Origin of the sequence: Rhizobium azibense (assembly GCF_004342325.1) — a bacterium.
GTDB lineage: Bacteria > Pseudomonadota > Alphaproteobacteria > Rhizobiales > Rhizobiaceae > Rhizobium > Rhizobium etli_B.
The window spans coordinates 35,185-51,693 of the sequence record NZ_SMBJ01000002.1; the positions used below are offsets into that span (position 1 = coordinate 35,185).

Annotated in this window: 10 protein-coding genes; 5 read left to right on the top strand and 5 right to left on the bottom strand. The window is 58.9% G+C overall.

Going from position 1 to position 16,509, the window contains the following annotated elements; translation table 11 throughout:
* The first annotated feature begins 128 nt into the window (after positions 1 to 128).
* Positions 129 to 1,223, top strand: a complete 1,095-nt coding sequence (locus tag EV130_RS04365; protein WP_074064684.1) for a GGDEF domain-containing protein — start codon at positions 129 to 131, stop codon at positions 1,221 to 1,223.
* Between the two features lie 51 nt (positions 1,224 to 1,274).
* Here the strand turns inward: EV130_RS04365 and EV130_RS04370 are convergent, their stop codons facing one another.
* From EV130_RS04370 to bcsN, 5 genes are read right to left on the bottom strand one after another with little or no spacing between them, the layout of a single operon-like run.
* Positions 1,275 to 3,542 carry a tetratricopeptide repeat protein gene (locus EV130_RS04370; protein ID WP_074064685.1) on the bottom strand — a complete coding sequence of 756 codons (2,268 nt, stop codon included), beginning with the start codon at positions 3,540 to 3,542 and terminating at the stop codon, positions 1,275 to 1,277.
* Complete coding sequence (locus tag EV130_RS04375) at positions 3,539 to 4,585, bottom strand: family 8 glycosyl hydrolase (RefSeq protein ID WP_074064686.1); 1,047 nt, start codon at positions 4,583 to 4,585, stop codon at positions 3,539 to 3,541. The genes EV130_RS04370 and EV130_RS04375 overlap by 4 nt, the downstream gene beginning before the upstream one ends.
* Positions 4,582 to 7,023, bottom strand: coding sequence for a cellulose biosynthesis cyclic di-GMP-binding regulatory protein BcsB (locus EV130_RS04380; RefSeq protein ID WP_132659442.1), 2,442 nt, complete (start codon positions 7,021 to 7,023; stop codon positions 4,582 to 4,584). Before EV130_RS04380 ends, EV130_RS04375 begins: the two co-directional genes overlap by 4 nt.
* A complete protein-coding gene (gene bcsA / locus EV130_RS04385) occupies positions 7,023 to 9,212 on the bottom strand; it encodes a UDP-forming cellulose synthase catalytic subunit (protein ID WP_074065674.1) in 2,190 nt (729 codons plus the stop codon). Before bcsA ends, EV130_RS04380 begins: the two co-directional genes overlap by 1 nt.
* Before the next feature lie 51 nt (positions 9,213 to 9,263).
* A complete protein-coding gene (bcsN, locus tag EV130_RS04390) occupies positions 9,264 to 10,229 on the bottom strand; it encodes a cellulose biosynthesis protein BcsN (RefSeq protein ID WP_132659838.1) in 966 nt (321 codons plus the stop codon).
* Positions 10,230 to 10,737: 508 nt separating this feature from the next.
* On the opposite strand from bcsN, the gene EV130_RS04395 reads away from it, so the two are divergent.
* From EV130_RS04395 to EV130_RS04410, 4 genes are all read left to right on the top strand, one after another.
* Positions 10,738 to 12,432 carry a putative bifunctional diguanylate cyclase/phosphodiesterase gene (locus EV130_RS04395; protein WP_132553045.1) on the top strand — a complete coding sequence of 565 codons (1,695 nt, stop codon included), beginning with the start codon at positions 10,738 to 10,740 and terminating at the stop codon, positions 12,430 to 12,432.
* 84 nt (positions 12,433 to 12,516) lie between these two features.
* Positions 12,517 to 12,975 carry a ubiquinone biosynthesis methyltransferase UbiE gene (locus tag EV130_RS04400; RefSeq protein ID WP_074064689.1) on the top strand — a complete coding sequence of 153 codons (459 nt, stop codon included), beginning with the start codon at positions 12,517 to 12,519 and terminating at the stop codon, positions 12,973 to 12,975.
* Entirely contained in the window at positions 12,972 to 14,150 is a 1,179-nt protein-coding gene (locus EV130_RS04405; protein WP_074064690.1) for a class I SAM-dependent methyltransferase, read from the top strand. Before EV130_RS04400 ends, EV130_RS04405 begins: the two co-directional genes overlap by 4 nt.
* Positions 14,147 to 16,507 carry a SpoIIE family protein phosphatase gene (locus EV130_RS04410; protein WP_132553026.1) on the top strand — a complete coding sequence of 787 codons (2,361 nt, stop codon included), beginning with the start codon at positions 14,147 to 14,149 and terminating at the stop codon, positions 16,505 to 16,507. Before EV130_RS04405 ends, EV130_RS04410 begins: the two co-directional genes overlap by 4 nt.
* Positions 16,508 to 16,509 lie beyond the last annotated feature (2 nt).

Below are 16,509 nucleotides of genomic sequence, written 5' to 3' on the forward strand. Positions count from 1 at the left end.
CCGCAATCCAAAGCGCGACTGTGGCACGTTCGGCAGCGCAGCACCCTTGTCTTGTGCCGGACGGCCGCCATCTATCGGTGCTCATTTGCAATCACGTACCCGTGTCATCGGACATTTAACAGAGAAGCATGGAAATCAGCGAAATCGTCGCCGCTTACATACGTGTCCTGGCGCTGGCTGTGTTAGTCGTTTATGGCTATGCGTGGGTCATTCGCACCATCAGCCAAAGATTGATGAGGGGTGTTGCTGCTGGTCTTTTGTTTGGCTTCGGCGGCATACTTTCCATGAATGACCCGATCGTGATGAGACCGGGTCTCATCTATGACGCCCGGTCCATACTTCTCATTCTCTCCCCCCTCTACACCGGACCGATTGGCACGATCATTGCTGCAACAATGATTGGCGCGCACCGCCTGGTTCTTGGCGGCGTCGGCGCGACGGGCGGTGCGGTGAGCGTCATCATTGTAGCACTGAGTGGTTACGCCAGCACGCTCATACCCCGTCACCGCGTCGGCACCGGCTGGCTGAGGTCGCTGTTGCTCGGTCTTGCGACGGTGTCTTCATTCATCGTCCTTGTCTTTCTACCTCCGGAGGTCGCCAAAGACCTGTTTCTGAGCGCTGCAGCACCCGTCATGCTTGCCAATATTCTCGGCGTCCTCCTCCTTGCCGATCTGCTCGAGCGCGAAAAGCAGCGGGTCCGGATGGTGCGGATACTCGAGAATGAGGCAAGCGTCGATCCTTTGACGAAGCTACCCAATCGCCGCGTCTTCCAGCGGGCGGCCGACCGCTGCGCCGAGGAGGCGAACAACCGCGGGCGGCCTTTCTCCATCATTATGCTCGATGTCGACCACTTCAAAAAGATCAACGATACCTGGGGGCACCATGTGGGCGACACCGTACTGTCCCGGGTTGCCGATCTCATCCGCCGGACCGTGCGCAACACCGATGTCGCGGCTCGCTACGGGGGCGAAGAGATCATCATTCTGCTTGCGGATACCAAAAAGGCCGACGCGTCAACCGTTGCCGAGAAGATCCGCCATGCAATCGAGTCAGAAGACTTGATCGTCGGTGTTACCACGATCAAGGTTACGGTCAGCATCGGCGTCGCGGCTTTCGATTCGAGCAGCACCAATATTCGTGCAACAATCGAGGCCGCAGACAGAGCGCTCTATCGCGCCAAGACGGCTGGACGAAACCGCGTCGAACTGGCAACGGCTGCGTGAGAACGAAGTTTGTGCCGGGACGCCGACAGCGACGCTGCGTGCAAAAGCCGATCAGCCCGATGTCTCCGGGCGCGTGGCTTGCTTGAGGTCGGCTAGCCCTCTGTTGGCATCCTTACTGCCAGTGGCGGCGGCCGCATTGAATATCCGTTCGGCATCGCCATACATTTCGAGGTTCAGATAACAATAGCCGCGCAATACCATGAGATCGATCGTCTCGCGTTTGAGCTGCGCTCGCTGATCGAGATAGATCAGCGTCTCGCGATACCGCTTGGCGCCATAAGCGGCCAGTGCCCGGTCAGCAAGGATTGAAACCTGGAGTTCGGCGGCGCGCTCACGGCTTTGAGGCGCGCGTGTTGCAGCAACGGCTGCATTATTGGACAGCCCGGCGCGCAGGTAAGCGAGACTCTGTCCATAGGCGGCGTCTTCGCGTGTCTGTCGCGCAGAGCCCTTCAAGGCTCTTTCGAAAGCGGCGACAGCTTCCATCGGACGATTGAGATCCATCAGGCACCAGCCGCGGCTGAGCGCGGCATCGGGGCTGAGGAGATTCGCATCCGCCGTGGTCGAGCAGCCGCGCGGCTGACGGGTGCCTCCCTGCTCAATCACTGTCTGCGTTGCCGACTTTTCCGTTCGCACAACCGGGCCAGGGCGCTCGGTTGCGCCTCCCCCGTCAGCCGGTTGAGCCCGCACAGCTGCCCGCGCAACCCCTTGTGGGGCGGGCGCTTGAAGCGGCGCCTCGACCGAGGGCGGCGATTGCGATGCATCGTCAAGCGAGGCGATACGCTGCGAGCGGCCGGCCCAAATCCGCTGGACTTCCGCAACGCCCTTGCGGTTGTTCAGTTGCTCATGCGTGATGGCAAGACCATAGGCGGAAGGTTCGTCGTCCGGTTTCCAGCGAAGTGCGGTTTCAAACCAGCGCGCTGCCGTGTGTGGCTGATTGAGCGAGCGCGCATACCAGCCGAATTGCTGCGCGGCCGGCACGTATTTGTGCGCAATGGTCTCCTTTGCCATGCGACCAAGGACGTCTTCGCTTATATCGGCGGGCGGCTGCAAAGCCATCAGATTGGCAGCAGCGGCAAGATAGGTATCGGTAGCATCCTTGGTATCGCTGCGCCACCTGTACATCACATCCTCGGCCTCTTGAGGCGCCTTGCGGGCGACAAGCGCCAGTGCCAGGCCCTGCGATGCGGATGCCGAATCCTGCTTGGCACGAGCTGCGCGAAACCACTTCTCCGCCTCTGGCGCATTCTCGCGTCGAAGCTGATACCAGCCGAGCAGGAGCGCGTCGGAGGCGAGCCCTTGGTTTTGCGCCAGACGCGCTACACGCGATACATAGTCTGCCGCGACATCGAGCTTCGGATCGGCGTTGCCTTCAGCGACGAAGCGGCGAGCGAGCTCGTCACGGATGCTATCGAACTCGCGCGCACCGCTCACGGCAGGCTGCTCGAGGGCAAGCAGCCGCTGCATGGCCTGATAGGGCAGCAATGCCGAAGCCTTCTGGACGCTGGCAACGCGTTCCTGCGGGTTCGTGCAGTTCTTCAGGATGTAGCTGTAGGCATCTATGCTGCGCGCTTCTCGTCCTGTATGGACGAAGGCTTCGGCGAGGCGCCACAAGACGTCTATGTCGCTGCAGGTCAGAAGGCTTGGGGTCGCAGCGCCGATCTCGATGACGGTTGTGTACTGTTTGAGGTCGGACGCATTGACAAGCCGCGCCCGGGCTTCGGCGACATCCAGGCGATCGATGAGGTCAGCGGGCGGCTGCCAGCTGGCATCGACAGTCCGGCGGTCGGTGATCGCTTTGCGAAGCTCTGCATAACGACCCTCTGCATAAAGCTGCCACATGGTTTCGAGCTGCTTGTCGCCGCCTTGCGGCACGGCCAGCGGATCGGCGGGCGGCACCCAGTCCGGATAAAGTGCTTGAAGACGGGAGATTTCGGCCTGCAGGCGGACCTTGTCGCCGCGGCTTGCAAAGTAACGCAGCGCGCTTTCGTCGACCTTGGGCTGAGCTGCCGGTTGCGGCGCTGGCAGCTGTTGGGCCGATCGCCCCTCCCAGGCCGGCTGCGGCTGAGCCGCTGGGGCGGCCGCCTGCTGAGGTTGAGGCGCCTGCGCCTTCAGCACCGGTGCCGCCTCCTGAAGGCGATCGGCGACTGCCTGGACGTCGATCGGCTGGCTGTCGAGCGTGCCCGGTTGCATCGGACGGTCCGTCTGCAGGTTCGAGCGTCCGATGCCGAATTTCCCCAGCAGCGCTCCACGGTCCTTCACCCCGGTAATCACGAGGGCCACCACCGCTGCAGCCGACAATGCGATGAGGGAAGACTTCACAGACACTCCGGATGTTTCTTCACAACGAGGGCCAGCCCGAGCAGCTGGAGCGTGGACGGATAGTAGAGTGCAGGCGAAAACTGCCGGGCGGTCGGGGGCAGTTTCTTGCCGTTGACCACACAGGCCACAACATCGTTAACAATTCGATAACCCGAGTCGGACAGCACCGTCTTCACGCTACCCGTGGCAAGATCAATTGTGGCCGGAGCACCATCCGCCGTCATGCCAAGTTGCAGCCTGGAAAGCAGGGCCTTGTCGATAATCCCTGCCCTTGCGAGATAGAGCGGGATACGAACCGCATTGTATGCGAACTCCGCATCGAAACCTTCCGCTGGTGCTGGCCGGCGGGCAAGGCTTACCCATTCAGCTGGAAGTTTGCGCGGCCCGAATTGCAGGGATTTCAGGAGTGCAAGGCCGTCATCGGAAAGCTTCTGCCACCGGCCTGACGGCGCAAGCAGCGCCATCACCGGGATCGCCTCGAAGATCCAGTAGGAGGGATTGACTACCGGCCCGTCGGTGCGGTCGGAAGCTGTAAAACCTTCGACGCCAGGCAAGAGCACGGTGCGGCCACCGGCCTCCACAACTGCTTCGGAAAGCAGCGCTTGGGCCATCCTGGCAGCGGCTTCGATATAATCGCTCCTCTTCCAGGAGTTGCCGGCGAGCGCAAGCGCATAGGCAATCAGCATGTCGCCGTCCGAGGCGTTATTGGTGTCTGTCACATGCGGTTTGGCTGAAGGGTCCCATTTCCATACAGCAAGCCCGTCATCGCGCAGAAGCAGTTCAGTGCGGGTGAAATACCAAATCTGCTCGAAATCGGCGGGGTTGTTGGCGAGGTAGGCAAGCAACAGGCCGTAACCCTGGCCCTCGCTGTGGCTGACATTGCCGTTGCCGTTGTCGATGACACGGCCGCTCTTATCGACAAACAGCGCCTTGTATGCAGTCCACGCCTTTGGATCGACGAGTACCTGTTGGGCCTGAACGGGTTCGACAGCAATCGCAAAAGCGAGTGCACCAGCCAGCGCCGTTGCCGCGATCCTCTTCATTTGCCCCTGCCCAGTCTGCCGAGCATGCCCGAGGTCGCCATGCCGAGGAGAATCGAAAGAACGACAAGTAAAAAGGCATAGGAAAGGATGTTGGTGGAAAGCCAGTTGGCGGCGATCAGCCTAAAATTTGCAACTGACCAGGGCTGGGAGGGCACGAAGTCGAAACGCGACACCGGCACGGTTTCGATCTCGCCCGTTTTTTCGGAATAGGTGGTGATGTGCCCGGAAATCTGCGGCCAGTTGCGCTGCTCCGTCATAGCATCGATACTCTCGCGCAGGTCCTTTGCCGAGGGGGCAGCGACGACTGTCCAGGCCCCGGCTCCGGTCGGGCTGGCGCCTTGCGCAATCATCAGGCTCGCCACATTGGACGGACTGTAGACGGCTTCTGCTCTCGGTACGAATTGCAGCGAACTCAGCGAAATGTCGAAGTTCCTGCGCAGCCACTCCTGGAATGCCGTGACCCGACCGCGCCATGCGCCGCTGCTTACCTTCGAGCGCCATTGCTCGAAAGCAGAATGGGTATCCGGCTGGACCACCTGCGTATCGGGTACCGGGCGCCAGGTGGCCTGGCTTGCGGCGGAGATATTCAGCTGGGACAATACCGCCGCCGGCAATTGCGAGATGGAACCGATGAACACGGCGTCCTGATCACCGATTGAACCTGGCGAAGCCGTCGGCTCTACGTTCATCGGACGACCGGAAACTACGGCCATCTGGCCAAGCAGCGTGGCCGTGGCAGAAAGCGTGTCGGCATCAATGCGGTCTATGAAGAGCGGCATCGGACCGGCAAGCCGTCCATAGGGGTAGGCGGTACCAGCCATGGCGGCAAGATTGGGACGCTGCCCGACGCGGGCGAAATCCGGCATGCGGAACTCAGTCGTATCGAACAAGGCAAATCGCGACGTGGTCGAGGCGGTCGCACCGGGCACACATATGTTGTCATCGCTCGTCGTGAGGATTGCTTCAAGACTGAGCGAATTGAGGCCCGGCTTGAAGTGGCGCATCGCCACGCGGATCGGCAGATGACGGAGGATGCCGCCCCCGGTTCCGGTGATCGGCATCGTCGAGGCGATATTGCCGTTGACATAGATGTCGATATGGCTGCCGGGAAGGACGCTGCCAGTATAGGCTGCGTCGAGCAGAACTGTCGCTTCTCCATAGGCATTCGCATAGAAGTCGGAAGGAACCGCGACATTGAAGTTCGTACGAAAACGCCGCCCGGAAAACTCGGTCGTCTTCACGCCCAGATCGGCGAATGTAAGCCGCGTGTCGCGAAGTATCAAAGGTGCGTTTGGCGCGCTCCAGCGCTCTGTTGTGAGGGTATCGCGCCTGATGCCCGGGGCGATGTCGGTTGGGGAGACGATGGTATCGATGGCGGAGGAGACTGCCTGCCACGAAGGGCCGCTGATCAGAAGCACGGGCGAGCCGGTATGCGGGTCGGTGACGAATGTCGCGAGCGCTGCGGACTGAGCCGCCGGTGGCAGGTCTGGAAAATAGGGCTGCAGCTCGGACGTCGTACCGACCAGAACGGTAAGCTTGCCGGCACCGGCTGCCGGCAGCGTGTCGACGCTGAAGGAGATGGATTGGTTCGGCATACCACTCAGCACGGAGAGCCCCTGTGCAAGGCGCAGCAGTGGCTTCGTCGTGCCAGGCTGCTCAAGGGCTGGAACGAAGAGGTCAAATTCCGTTCTGCCGGCTCCGTCGACGCCGACCGCACGAATGGCATCCATGCTTGACTGCTTTGCGGCGTCTTGCCCTTCGAAGCTCAGATAGGACTGCGCCGGATCGATATTCGACCAGAGCTCATAAGTCGACTGGATCGTACAGTCCGTGCGGTGACGCTGGCTCGCCTCGAAGGTCAAGAGGTTTGCGCCGGGCTGCAAGAGACCATGCGGAACATCGTAGCTGACTTGAACGGGTGTGTCGGGCGATGCGATCTGCTTTTGACCGATCGGACGGTTGTTGATGAGCACGGTGATCTGCGAGGCTTCCGGCGCAACGACGATGGAGTTCTGGTAGGCGAAATTGAATCGTGCCGGCGCGGATGCCTGTTCTGGGGTGAGGTAGACGCTCCAGGACTTCCGGTCGTATTCGCCCTCCAGGGTGAATTTGTCGAAGGGAACGACGTAGCGGCGCATGCCGCCGGCCGCCTCTGGCGGGGTGCCGGGCGGCTGGACGGCTTGCAGCTGATCGGGATTTGCGGAGCCCGGAAATGATCTGGAAGGTTGCGGCGGGGCGGCAGTTGCCGACGGTGCGCCTGGAACCGCAACGGGCGGCGTCACGGTTTGAGCAGGCAACGACAGGCGCGGCACCATGGGATGAAGACCGGCCGGGCGCTCAGGCGACATGTCAAAGGGCGCAGGCGCCTGTGCAGTCTGAGCCGAGGTAAGCGTCGAGGTGGTGACGACAAACAGTGCAGCGGCAAGACACGTCCTCATCAGCCGTTCACCTTTGCCATCTGCTGCTGCGCTTCGCGCTCCGGCCGCATGCTGCGGAACAAATAGATGAGCCCGCGGCTTGTCTGATAAAGCGATAGGCCGAGGAACCAGATGGTACCGCGGATGAGGCCCGGATTGCGCCGGCGCGATTCCTGAAACTGCGCCCATTGATCGGAGTTGGCAAAGATCAAATCGGCGATCAGGCGATGATCTAGCGCGCTCTTCGGAATATACTGGCAGCCAACAGCCATGATATCGCCGTCACGCTCCATGTTGCGAACGATGAGCGGCAGAGTTTCAAGGTTAGCACCGCTATAGGGGCGGAAGCGGATTTCGCCTTCGGCGCCGATCGTCATCGGGTCCAGCTGCTTGTTGAACACATGGAGACGCGCTCCATGGACCGAGACGTCCTCGATGGAGGCAGTATGCCATTTGCCGTTGACGCCGAATTCGCATCGCCGATTGACCCGCACACGCCGCGATGCGGCACGCTCGCCGCGCTCCGACACCACGCCAAGCGCACAGCCTGCCATGATGAGATTGATAAGGTTCCACCCGCCGACAACGAGCGTCACATCCGCCTTGTAGGGCTCGGCGTAGATGCGATAGATCGTAATGGCGAGCGCAATGATCTGCACGGCAAATATAACGAAAAAGGGTCTGCTGATTTCCGAAAGGCGGCTGACCGAAATCGATTCGTCCTTTGCCGTGACCTTGAAGGTTGGTTTTCGTGGGTTGATCATGACGGAAACGACGGCAGGCAGAAGGTGGACTGTCTGCACATACTCGTAAAGCTCCGATATCCACGGCCAGCGGAACGACCCATAAAGATAATTCTGCATCATCAGGTTCACGAGCATATAGGCAAGTGTGTAGGCAAGAAACTCACCACCGGAGGCTGTGAATATTTCCAGATCGAAGAACAGATAAAAGAGCGGCGCGAACAGGAAGATCGTGCGCGGGAACGGGAAGAGCCAGAACAGCGTCGAGGACATGTAACAGAGGCGCTGCGGAATCGACAGACCGCGCTTGAACAGCGGAAACCGAAATCGCAGGATTTGCATCATGCCTTGCGCCCAGCGGCTACGTTGGCCGATGAAACTTGCGAAGGTGGCAGGCTGAAGACCTGCGATCAGCGGCTTGTCGACATAGATGCTGTTCCAGCCGGCGCCATGCAACGCCAATGCGGTCTCACAGTCTTCAGTGATGCTGATGCCGCTAAAGCCATTGGTGGATTGCAGCGCGCGACGGCTTAGAACTGCGGCTGAGCCGCAGAAGAAGGCCGCATTCCATTTGTCCAGGCCTCGCTGGATGATGCCGTAAAACATCTCATTTTCGCTCGGCATGCTGTCGAAGGTACGCAAATTGCGCTCCAGCGGATCTGGATTGATGAAAAAGTGCGGGGTTTGCACGAGGAAGAGCTTCGGGTCGTCGTCGAAATAGCCGACCGTCTCGCGCAGGAAATCCCGGGCGGGTGCGTGGTCGGCGTCGAAGACGGCAATGAGCTCGCCCGTCGAATGCTGCATGCCGTTGTTGAGATTGCCCGCCTTGGCATGCTCATTGCGGTCGCGCGTCAGGTAATTGACGCTGAGTGCCTGGCACAGCTGCCTCAGTTCATTGTGCCTGGCAATGGCAGCCTGGGCTTCGAGCAGCTTGTTGGAATTGCGTTTTTGCAGCGTGCCGCCATCATCCAGCAGCCAGACCTGCAATTTGTCGGTCGGATAATCCATCGCCTTTGCGGCGGCGAGCGTATTGCCGAGGAGATGGGCGTCTTCGTTATAGGTGGGCACAAAGACGTCGACATGGGGGAAATCCTCTTGCTTGACAGGGCGCGAGCGGCGCGGCGGTAGTGGGGTCGCGACGATGAAGAGGCTGAGCGCCAGCATTGCGATGCTGTACATTTCGGCGAGATAGAGCAGCAGACCGGGAATAAAGTTTTCAAGCTGATTGACGGGCGGCAGCGTGTTCGTGGTGCGCCAGTAGGCATAACGCAAGACGACGGCAGTACCGAAGGCAAGCGCGATCAGGCGCCATGTGCCCTCCCCCTTCAGGACCTTGATCACGGCCATGATCGTGACGACGGTGATACTGGCAATGAGCTGAGTCTGCAGGTTCACCGGCAAGGTGATCAATACTATGACGCAGAGCGAAACGATCGCCCAGGTGAAGATGCTTCGAGCCTTATGCATCGACGTCCCTTCAAAAGCATTGCCGGGCATCGGGCGCCGGCTATGCATTTCCTATCTTCGGCATGCGGCCGTCATGGCCACATCGCCTATGCAGTCGGGCGAAGGCACGGTGATACCACCTGCCTTTGCCGCTTGTTGAACGGGGTCTGGCGCCGGCATCGGCTGCGTACTCGCCCCAGGTGTTTCGAAAGCTTCGTCCGGCAGCGGTACGCGCACCCCGACCGGTGTCGGCGTGGTCGCTGTTACCGGCGCCTTGACTTGACGTTGCCGACGGCGCACGGCGGTCGGGGCCGGTTCATAGCCGATTTCAATGGCGCCTTGGCGGGGGCCGCCGTCATCGGGGTAGACGGGACTGCCGGCGCGGCCGAGAACCTCATCGGCGCCCTTTACCTCACCGTAAGGGTTCCATATCTCTCCATTGAGAGTGCCGATGAGCGTATAGGCATACATCACGCTCAAGAGCTGACGCTCGCTGGCACGCCCGTCGCAAAGGCGAAGCCGCACCTGGATCATCCCGAAATTGCGCGCTTGCGAGTGTGCCGCCTGGTTCGATCGGATCTGCTGCCAGCCATAGAGGCAGGTATCGCCGGCGCGGCTGCGACCTGCGGCATAAGCGAAGGGCCCATAGTTGTTTTGCAGGAAGGTATAGTTCCTCGCCATCGCAACGCCCGGGGCGGCCACCCATGCTTCACGAGAAACCCCCCTCTCGTTGATCATCTTGTAGGAATCGCCTCCCGCCCCCGGATTGGACCCGCTGGCCCCATAGAATTGCACCTTCAGGAAATTCTGCCCCGGCACGGAAGAGGAGGTAGACAGCCAAAGCATCTGCTCCACGCCGTTACCGCGCCTTGTTTCGACGACACTGACGATGGCCGGCCCGCCGGGGGGCGGAAGAATGAGTGCCTTTTCGCTGGCCACGGTCTCGGGCGCCGAGGGCTGCCTGACACTGCCGCTCGTCGACACACAACCGGCCAACAAGACCGCCGCGACCACCGATATCAACCCCAGCAAGCGCATTTTGGGTGCCGCCGCAAAATCGTCTTTCCAGATATCCATCGGCACTTCGTGCAATGGATGTTCGAATCAACGACCCGACCGGCCGTTGACGGGGAATAAACGGCGGACATGGTTAATCAAACGTTAAAATCGCACCCTTGCGACAGTCAACCGGCCGCAATGACGCAGCCGGCTCCCTAAACACGCTGTGCGTTCTCATCGTGTGACGTGGCCATTCCATGCCATCCGGTGAGACTGATGCCGATGACGAGTGCGAAGATCTCAGCGTTTCCACCGCCACCGGACCACCAGGTCCGTAGTTGGTTTGTTATTCTTTGGATAAGCTTTCTGTCATATACGATCGAGAACCCGGTCGTCACACGGCCGCAAGACGGCGCGTTCTGGTAGAGCTCTGCGTTGACTACAACGGGGCTCGCTCTAGTTCTGATACGGAACAGGATTGGGTTCGACGGGATGTATCGATAACGGACCAAGTGAAGCAAGGCGGGTTAAGGAGGGTGGTAACCCTATGCCGGAAAATCGTGCGAATTGGCGTCAGCCGGGTCCGCAGAAGTCCGAATTCGGTAGCCGCGCCGAGGGTCTGTTTTCGGTCTGGGATCATGATCTCAGGCTTGTCGACTGCTCCGAAATGCTCAAGGAGCGCCTGGATCTTGCTGACGAGGCACCCGTAACATTGGCGGATGTGTATCCCGACCTGGCAAATCCCGACCTCGCCGCCCTCGTTCAGCTTGTCGTCAGTAGCGGCAAGCCTCGCACCATTCGTCTCCGCTCGCATGAATCGGATCGGCGCAATCTTTTGTTGTTCCAGGCCAGGGACGGCCTTGCGATCGTCGAAGTTGGCGGCAATGACATTGATACCGCAAAAGCCCAAGAGCTGGACCGGGCGTTGCTCCTTCACCAGGCGACCCATGACGTTTTGACCGGGCTGCCCAATCGCCGCCAATTCAGCGACAAACTGGGAAAGATTCTCCCGGTCCGTGCAAAGGCGGGCCTTGCGCTGATGCAGATCGATCTGGATGATTTCAAGCCCGTCAATGATACGCTAGGCCATGGAGCCGGGGATATCGTCCTGAAGCTTGCGGCCGAGAGGATTCGAAAGGCACTGGGTAAAGACGAGACCGCCTACCGCCTTGCCGGTGACGAATTTGCCGTCATACAGATCGCCCGTGGGCAGCCCGACGAAGCCGAAAAATTAGCAGAGTCGCTGATCAGCGAATTTCGCAAGCCCTTCACGGTGGACGGAATTACCGTTTTTGTCGGTGCCAGTATCGGCGTTGCGATTGCACCTCGCGACGGCAATGAGAGCGAACAGCTGATGAAGGCTGCCGACGTTGCCCTTTATGCCGCCAAGAAGGATGGACGGCGACGTGCGCGAACCTTTAATCCGAGCATGCTGCAGGTACTGGAACAGCGAGAACTATTGAGACGGAGCCTTCGGGTTGCGCTGCAACACCATGAATTTTTTATTGAATATCAGCCGCTGGTCGATCGATCGATGGCGATAGCCGGCTTCGAAGCACTGCTGCGCTGGCGCCACCCAATCCTCGGAGTAATCTCCCCGATCGCCTTTATACCGATGGCTGAAGCAGACGGGCTTATGAGCGAAATCGGTCAATGGGTGCTGGAAGAAGCGTGCCGGCAGGCCCTGACGTGGCCGGCCAACTATACTATTGCGGTAAACCTATCTCCCGCCGAATTTCTAACCCCGGGGCTGACCGACCGAGTGTCGCAGACCCTCGACGTCGTCGGACTGCCCTCGGAGCGCTTGGAGCTCGAGATCACCGAAACCGTGCTGCTGGAGCGCACGATCAACAATCTTGATACGCTGAACACACTTAACGTGCTGGGGATCCAGATTTCCCTCGATGACTTCGGGACCGAGTATTCCTCTTTGAGCTATTTAAAGAACTTTCCCTTCGATAACATCAAGATAGACAAGTACTTCATCAACGACCTGCCCGGCGATCAGAAGAGCCAGACGATCGTCCGCTTCGTCATTGAAATGGCCCATGGGCTCGGCATGCGCGTGACGGCCGAAGGCGTTGAGACGGCCGAACAGGCCGCCTGGCTGCAGGCAGAGGGATGTGACCGGTTGCAAGGCTATTTCCTGAGCTCTCCTCTGGGGGCCGACATGGTTGATGAATTTATTCGCAAGCATTGTGACGACGGACCTGGAATGACCGGGCCAAATGCTGAAAGGTGAAATGGCAATTCGCCGAGGAGGTGTCGGTTGACGAATCGAGAAGCGGCAATAGGCCCATCATTTGACCAGTTGCTCAGTCTGAAGATGGACATGGCGAGCTTTACCGCCGACTGGCTGCATTGCGATCAGTTGTCGAACTACGTCGCTCGAATGGTCAGCCATGACCGTCGCGATCCCGTGCGCCATTCCAACCTGCTCTCATCAGCCCTCAACGAGCTTCTTGAGATGTCGTTTCGCTCGCAGACGGATGATGGCGACTTCGTTTGCAATTTTTATCGCCGTCAGCAGATCGAGCGCATCGAGCTGATCTTTCCTTGTCCGCCAGAACAGCGACAATTCTACAAGAAGATTGCCCTGGGACTTAAATCTAGTCAGGCCCGTGCAAATTATCTCAACGTGATCACCAACGATGCCGCCTCAGATGGCCAGGCGATCCTGCTCGGACTGGCTGTGAACTATGACGCGGAAATCCAGGTCCGCGATTTGGGTGTCGGCACGGTTGCATTCATTGTCGACCTGCCGCTCGAAAGGCTACTGAATTGACTGCACAAAGTCCTTCGCCTGTCTTTACAGCGCAATTCAATATCAACGATCAGGAATTCTCCCTCGCAGGCGTGCTTCGCCCTCATTCCCCGGCTGAAATTGCCGACGATTTCTTGCTGCTGCGAAATGGAATCGAGACCGTCAGCGGTGTTCTATATATCAATCTGAAGCGCGTTACGCATATGAACAGCACGGCATTTCGTGCCTTGACGCGCGTCTTGGTCGATGCTTCGCGTTCAAGGCCCGAGGTCAAATTTGTCATCGTCGCATCAAGCGTTGTCGCCTGGGCGGCACGGATGTTCCGGCATCTGAGCGATCTTTCGCCCAACATTGCCATCGAGATCTACGATTCGGCATTTTATCCCGGCCAGACATTCGTTGAAAACCAAAGCTTCATTCCAATCCTCAGAACCCAGACCAAGATGACCTGGCGGCATGAACGAGAGATATTGCCGCGCCACGGGCTTCGCAACGGCATGGTAATTGCCGACATCTGTTGCGGAATTGGCGATTTCGCGATGCTCGTCAGAAAGGAGTTCGCTCCGGCAAGGATCGTTGCGCTGGATCATTCCTCGCCAAGCCTAGACTATGCCCGCGATGTTGCCGACAGGTTCGATGTCCGCGATATCGAATACACCTACGGCGATGCATCGCAGATGCTGTTCGAAAGCGACCAGTTCGATTTCGTGACCTGCCGGCACTCGTTGCAAATCTTCGATCGTCCCGAACTGCTGCTCAGGGAGCTCTATCGGATCTGCAAACCTGGTGGACGGGTTTACATTACCAACGAGAAAAACTCCCATTGCCTCGGGGAACCGCGGGCAGACAGCATCCAATGGACCTATAACGAGGTTGCCAAGCTCTTCAGTTATTTCGACATGGACGTCGAAATGGGGCCAAAGAGCTTGCGTCTTCTGCTGGAAGCTGGCTTCGATGCGGTGAAAATGGAGAGCTTCATGGTCACCAACCTCGATGGCGATCCCCAGGAGTTCGCGGACGTCATCGCGGCATGGCGCGATGTCTATGCGGACGAAATGTCTGTTCGCCGAGGCGATTCGGCGGAGTTCATCGAACGTTTCAAACAGGGATTCGCCGACCATATCTTTGCGGCGCTTCATCCGAAGGGCTACGCTGGCTGGCCCATTTGGGCAGCGTCCGGGCGAAAACCGCTATGATGACCGCGCCGATCAGGAAGGCAAACCTCGGCCTGCGCTCATTTCGCGCCAAATTCATGATCGTTGTCGGTGGGGCGGTTCTTTTTGACCTGCTCATCAGCGGCGGTCTCGCCCTTTGGAATGTCCAGCGTCTTTCTCGCGATGCGACGGCAGAAGTAGGACACGGCCTTGAGCGGGCAAGCCAAGACTATATCCGCTCCTATACCGATTCCACGGCCGCGCAGGTTAATTTGCTTCTTCATCAGGTCCATTCCGACGTCAAGGCGTTGGCAGGTGTGCTTCAGGGTCAGATTGATCTACCCGCCAGGAACGGGGAGATTGGAGCCGCCATGGCCAGGGCAGCTCCAGGTGCGGTGACAGTGACGTTCGACACCAAAGGTCAATGGGCGCAGAACCTTCCAGGGGCGCCGTCGGTCGTCAGCGTCTGGAGCTACCTCCTGGACAAGGAGCATCATCCGCTACCGCAGGTCCAGACCGATATCGAGACCAGTGCGGTCCTTGATCTTGTCGCCCCCGACCTCCTGAAAAACGGTGCCTCGAAGCTGCAGATGTACTATATCGGGCCAAAGGAACGCCCGATCTTCAGGACGGCACCTTATACGGAACAGGCGCAGACGTTCGATCGGCTCTATCCCGGTCACAACAGCGCAGACTTTTGGGATTTCTTCTTCCCCGGTCTTTATGAATCCTGGCAGAAGTGGGCAAGCGATCCATCCTTGCGGCCGGTACCTGACAATATCACCCAGACCGCTCCTTATACGGACGCGATCACCGGAAAACTGATCGTCAGCTTCTTCCACCCGCTTTGGACTTCTGATCGGCGTGGCGTGGCGGGGGCTGCCGGAGCAGACATCACCCTTGACCAGCTCGCCGAAATCGTCGAGCGCGTCAAGGTCGCCGAAAGCGGCTTTGGCTTTCTAACCATGTCGGACGGCAACGTCGTTGCAATCAACCCTGCCGGTGAAAAGATAATCGGTCTTCGTTCTGCTAGCGACGCCACGAACAAGGGCGTGACCGGCCTTGACCGATCTTTGCGCAACAGTTCGCAAAATCAGATCGCCTCGCTGCCGCTAGATGCCGATGGCGTCATAAGGCACATTTCGCTGAATGAGAGGGGCGAAGATGTTCCCTACCTTGTCGTCACAAAACAGCTAAACGCAACCAATCTTTGGATAAATGGACCGGTTCAGCGCGAGGTCATGTCGCTCGGCATCGTGGTGCCCGAGCGTGAAATCTATGCCTCTCTCACTGCCGCCAGGGACCAAATATCGCGGGCAACCAATCGCATTCTGATTTATCAGATCCTCGCGGTTCTCGTGTCGATGCTGGTCGTCACGGGGGCGGTCTTTGCGGTGTCAAAGCGAATTACAAGCGGGATCAGCGCACTGGCTGGTGCCGCCAAGCGCATACAGGCAAAGGACTATTCTGTCAGGGTGGACATATCCACCAAGGACGAGGTTGGCGAGGCCGGTCTCGCCTTCAATCGCATGGCCGAGGAAATAAGCTTCCATACCGAAAATCTCGAAAACCTGGTTGTTGAGCGCACGAAGGAAATTGAGGAGGCCAAGGAAGAAATCTCGATCCTGAACGGCCAGTTGACGAGCGAAAACCTACGCCTCGGTGCCGAACTGGATGTGGCTCGGCAGATTCAGCTTATGGTGCTGCCACGCGCCAAGGAGCTTGCGGCAATCGAGCAGTTGGAGATTGCCGCCTATATGCGTCCCGCCGACGAGGTCGGCGGCGACTACTACGATATCCTGCAAAACGGAGATCATCTGAAGATAGGCATTGGCGACGTGACGGGCCACGGCCTCGAGAGCGGTGTTTTGATGCTTATGGTGCAGTCCGTCGCCCGGGCGCTACAGGAAGCCGGCGAAACGAACCCCTCAAGGTTCCTCAGTTACCTGAACCGCACGATCTACAAGAACATCGAGCGGACGAAAACCGACAAGCACGTCACGCTGTCATTTCTGGATTATGATGGCGAGCGCTTGACCATTTCGGGCCAGCACGAGGATCTGATTATCATTCGTCAAACCGGCGCGGTCGAACGGATAGACACCAGCGACCTCGGTCTTCCGGTGGGACTCGAATCTGATATATCGGCTTTCATTAATACTCGCGAAATACCCTTTCACAGCGGCGATTTGATTGTCCTTCATACCGATGGCGTCACCGAGGCCGAAAATCCCGAAGGCGAACTCTTCGGCATCGACCGGCTTTGTGAAAACGCCCGCCGCCTGCAGGGCCGCACCGCAGAGCAGGTGATGAACGGCATTCTCGAAAGCCTTATGGCCTATATCGGGACGCAGAAGATACATGATGACATTACGCTCGTCGTAGTGCGACATAGGTGACA

Bases quoted from the DNA above. Each gene is read 5' to 3' on its own strand.
- EV130_RS04365 (WP_074064684.1), top strand. From the start codon at position 129: ATGGAAATCAGCGAAATCGTCGCCGCTTACATACGTGTCCTGGCGCTG.
- EV130_RS04375 (WP_074064686.1), bottom strand. From the start codon at position 4,585: ATGAAGAGGATCGCGGCAACGGCGCTGGCTGGTGCACTCGCTTTTGCG.
- EV130_RS04380 (WP_132659442.1), bottom strand. From the start codon at position 7,023: ATGAGGACGTGTCTTGCCGCTGCACTGTTTGTCGTCACCACCTCGACG.
- bcsA (WP_074065674.1), bottom strand. From the start codon at position 9,212: ATGCATAAGGCTCGAAGCATCTTCACCTGGGCGATCGTTTCGCTCTGC.
- bcsN (WP_132659838.1), bottom strand. From the start codon at position 10,229: ATGCGCTTGCTGGGGTTGATATCGGTGGTCGCGGCGGTCTTGTTGGCC.
- EV130_RS04395 (WP_132553045.1), top strand. From the start codon at position 10,738: ATGCCGGAAAATCGTGCGAATTGGCGTCAGCCGGGTCCGCAGAAGTCC.
- EV130_RS04400 (WP_074064689.1), top strand. From the start codon at position 12,517: ATGGACATGGCGAGCTTTACCGCCGACTGGCTGCATTGCGATCAGTTG.
- EV130_RS04410 (WP_132553026.1), top strand. From the start codon at position 14,147: ATGATGACCGCGCCGATCAGGAAGGCAAACCTCGGCCTGCGCTCATTT.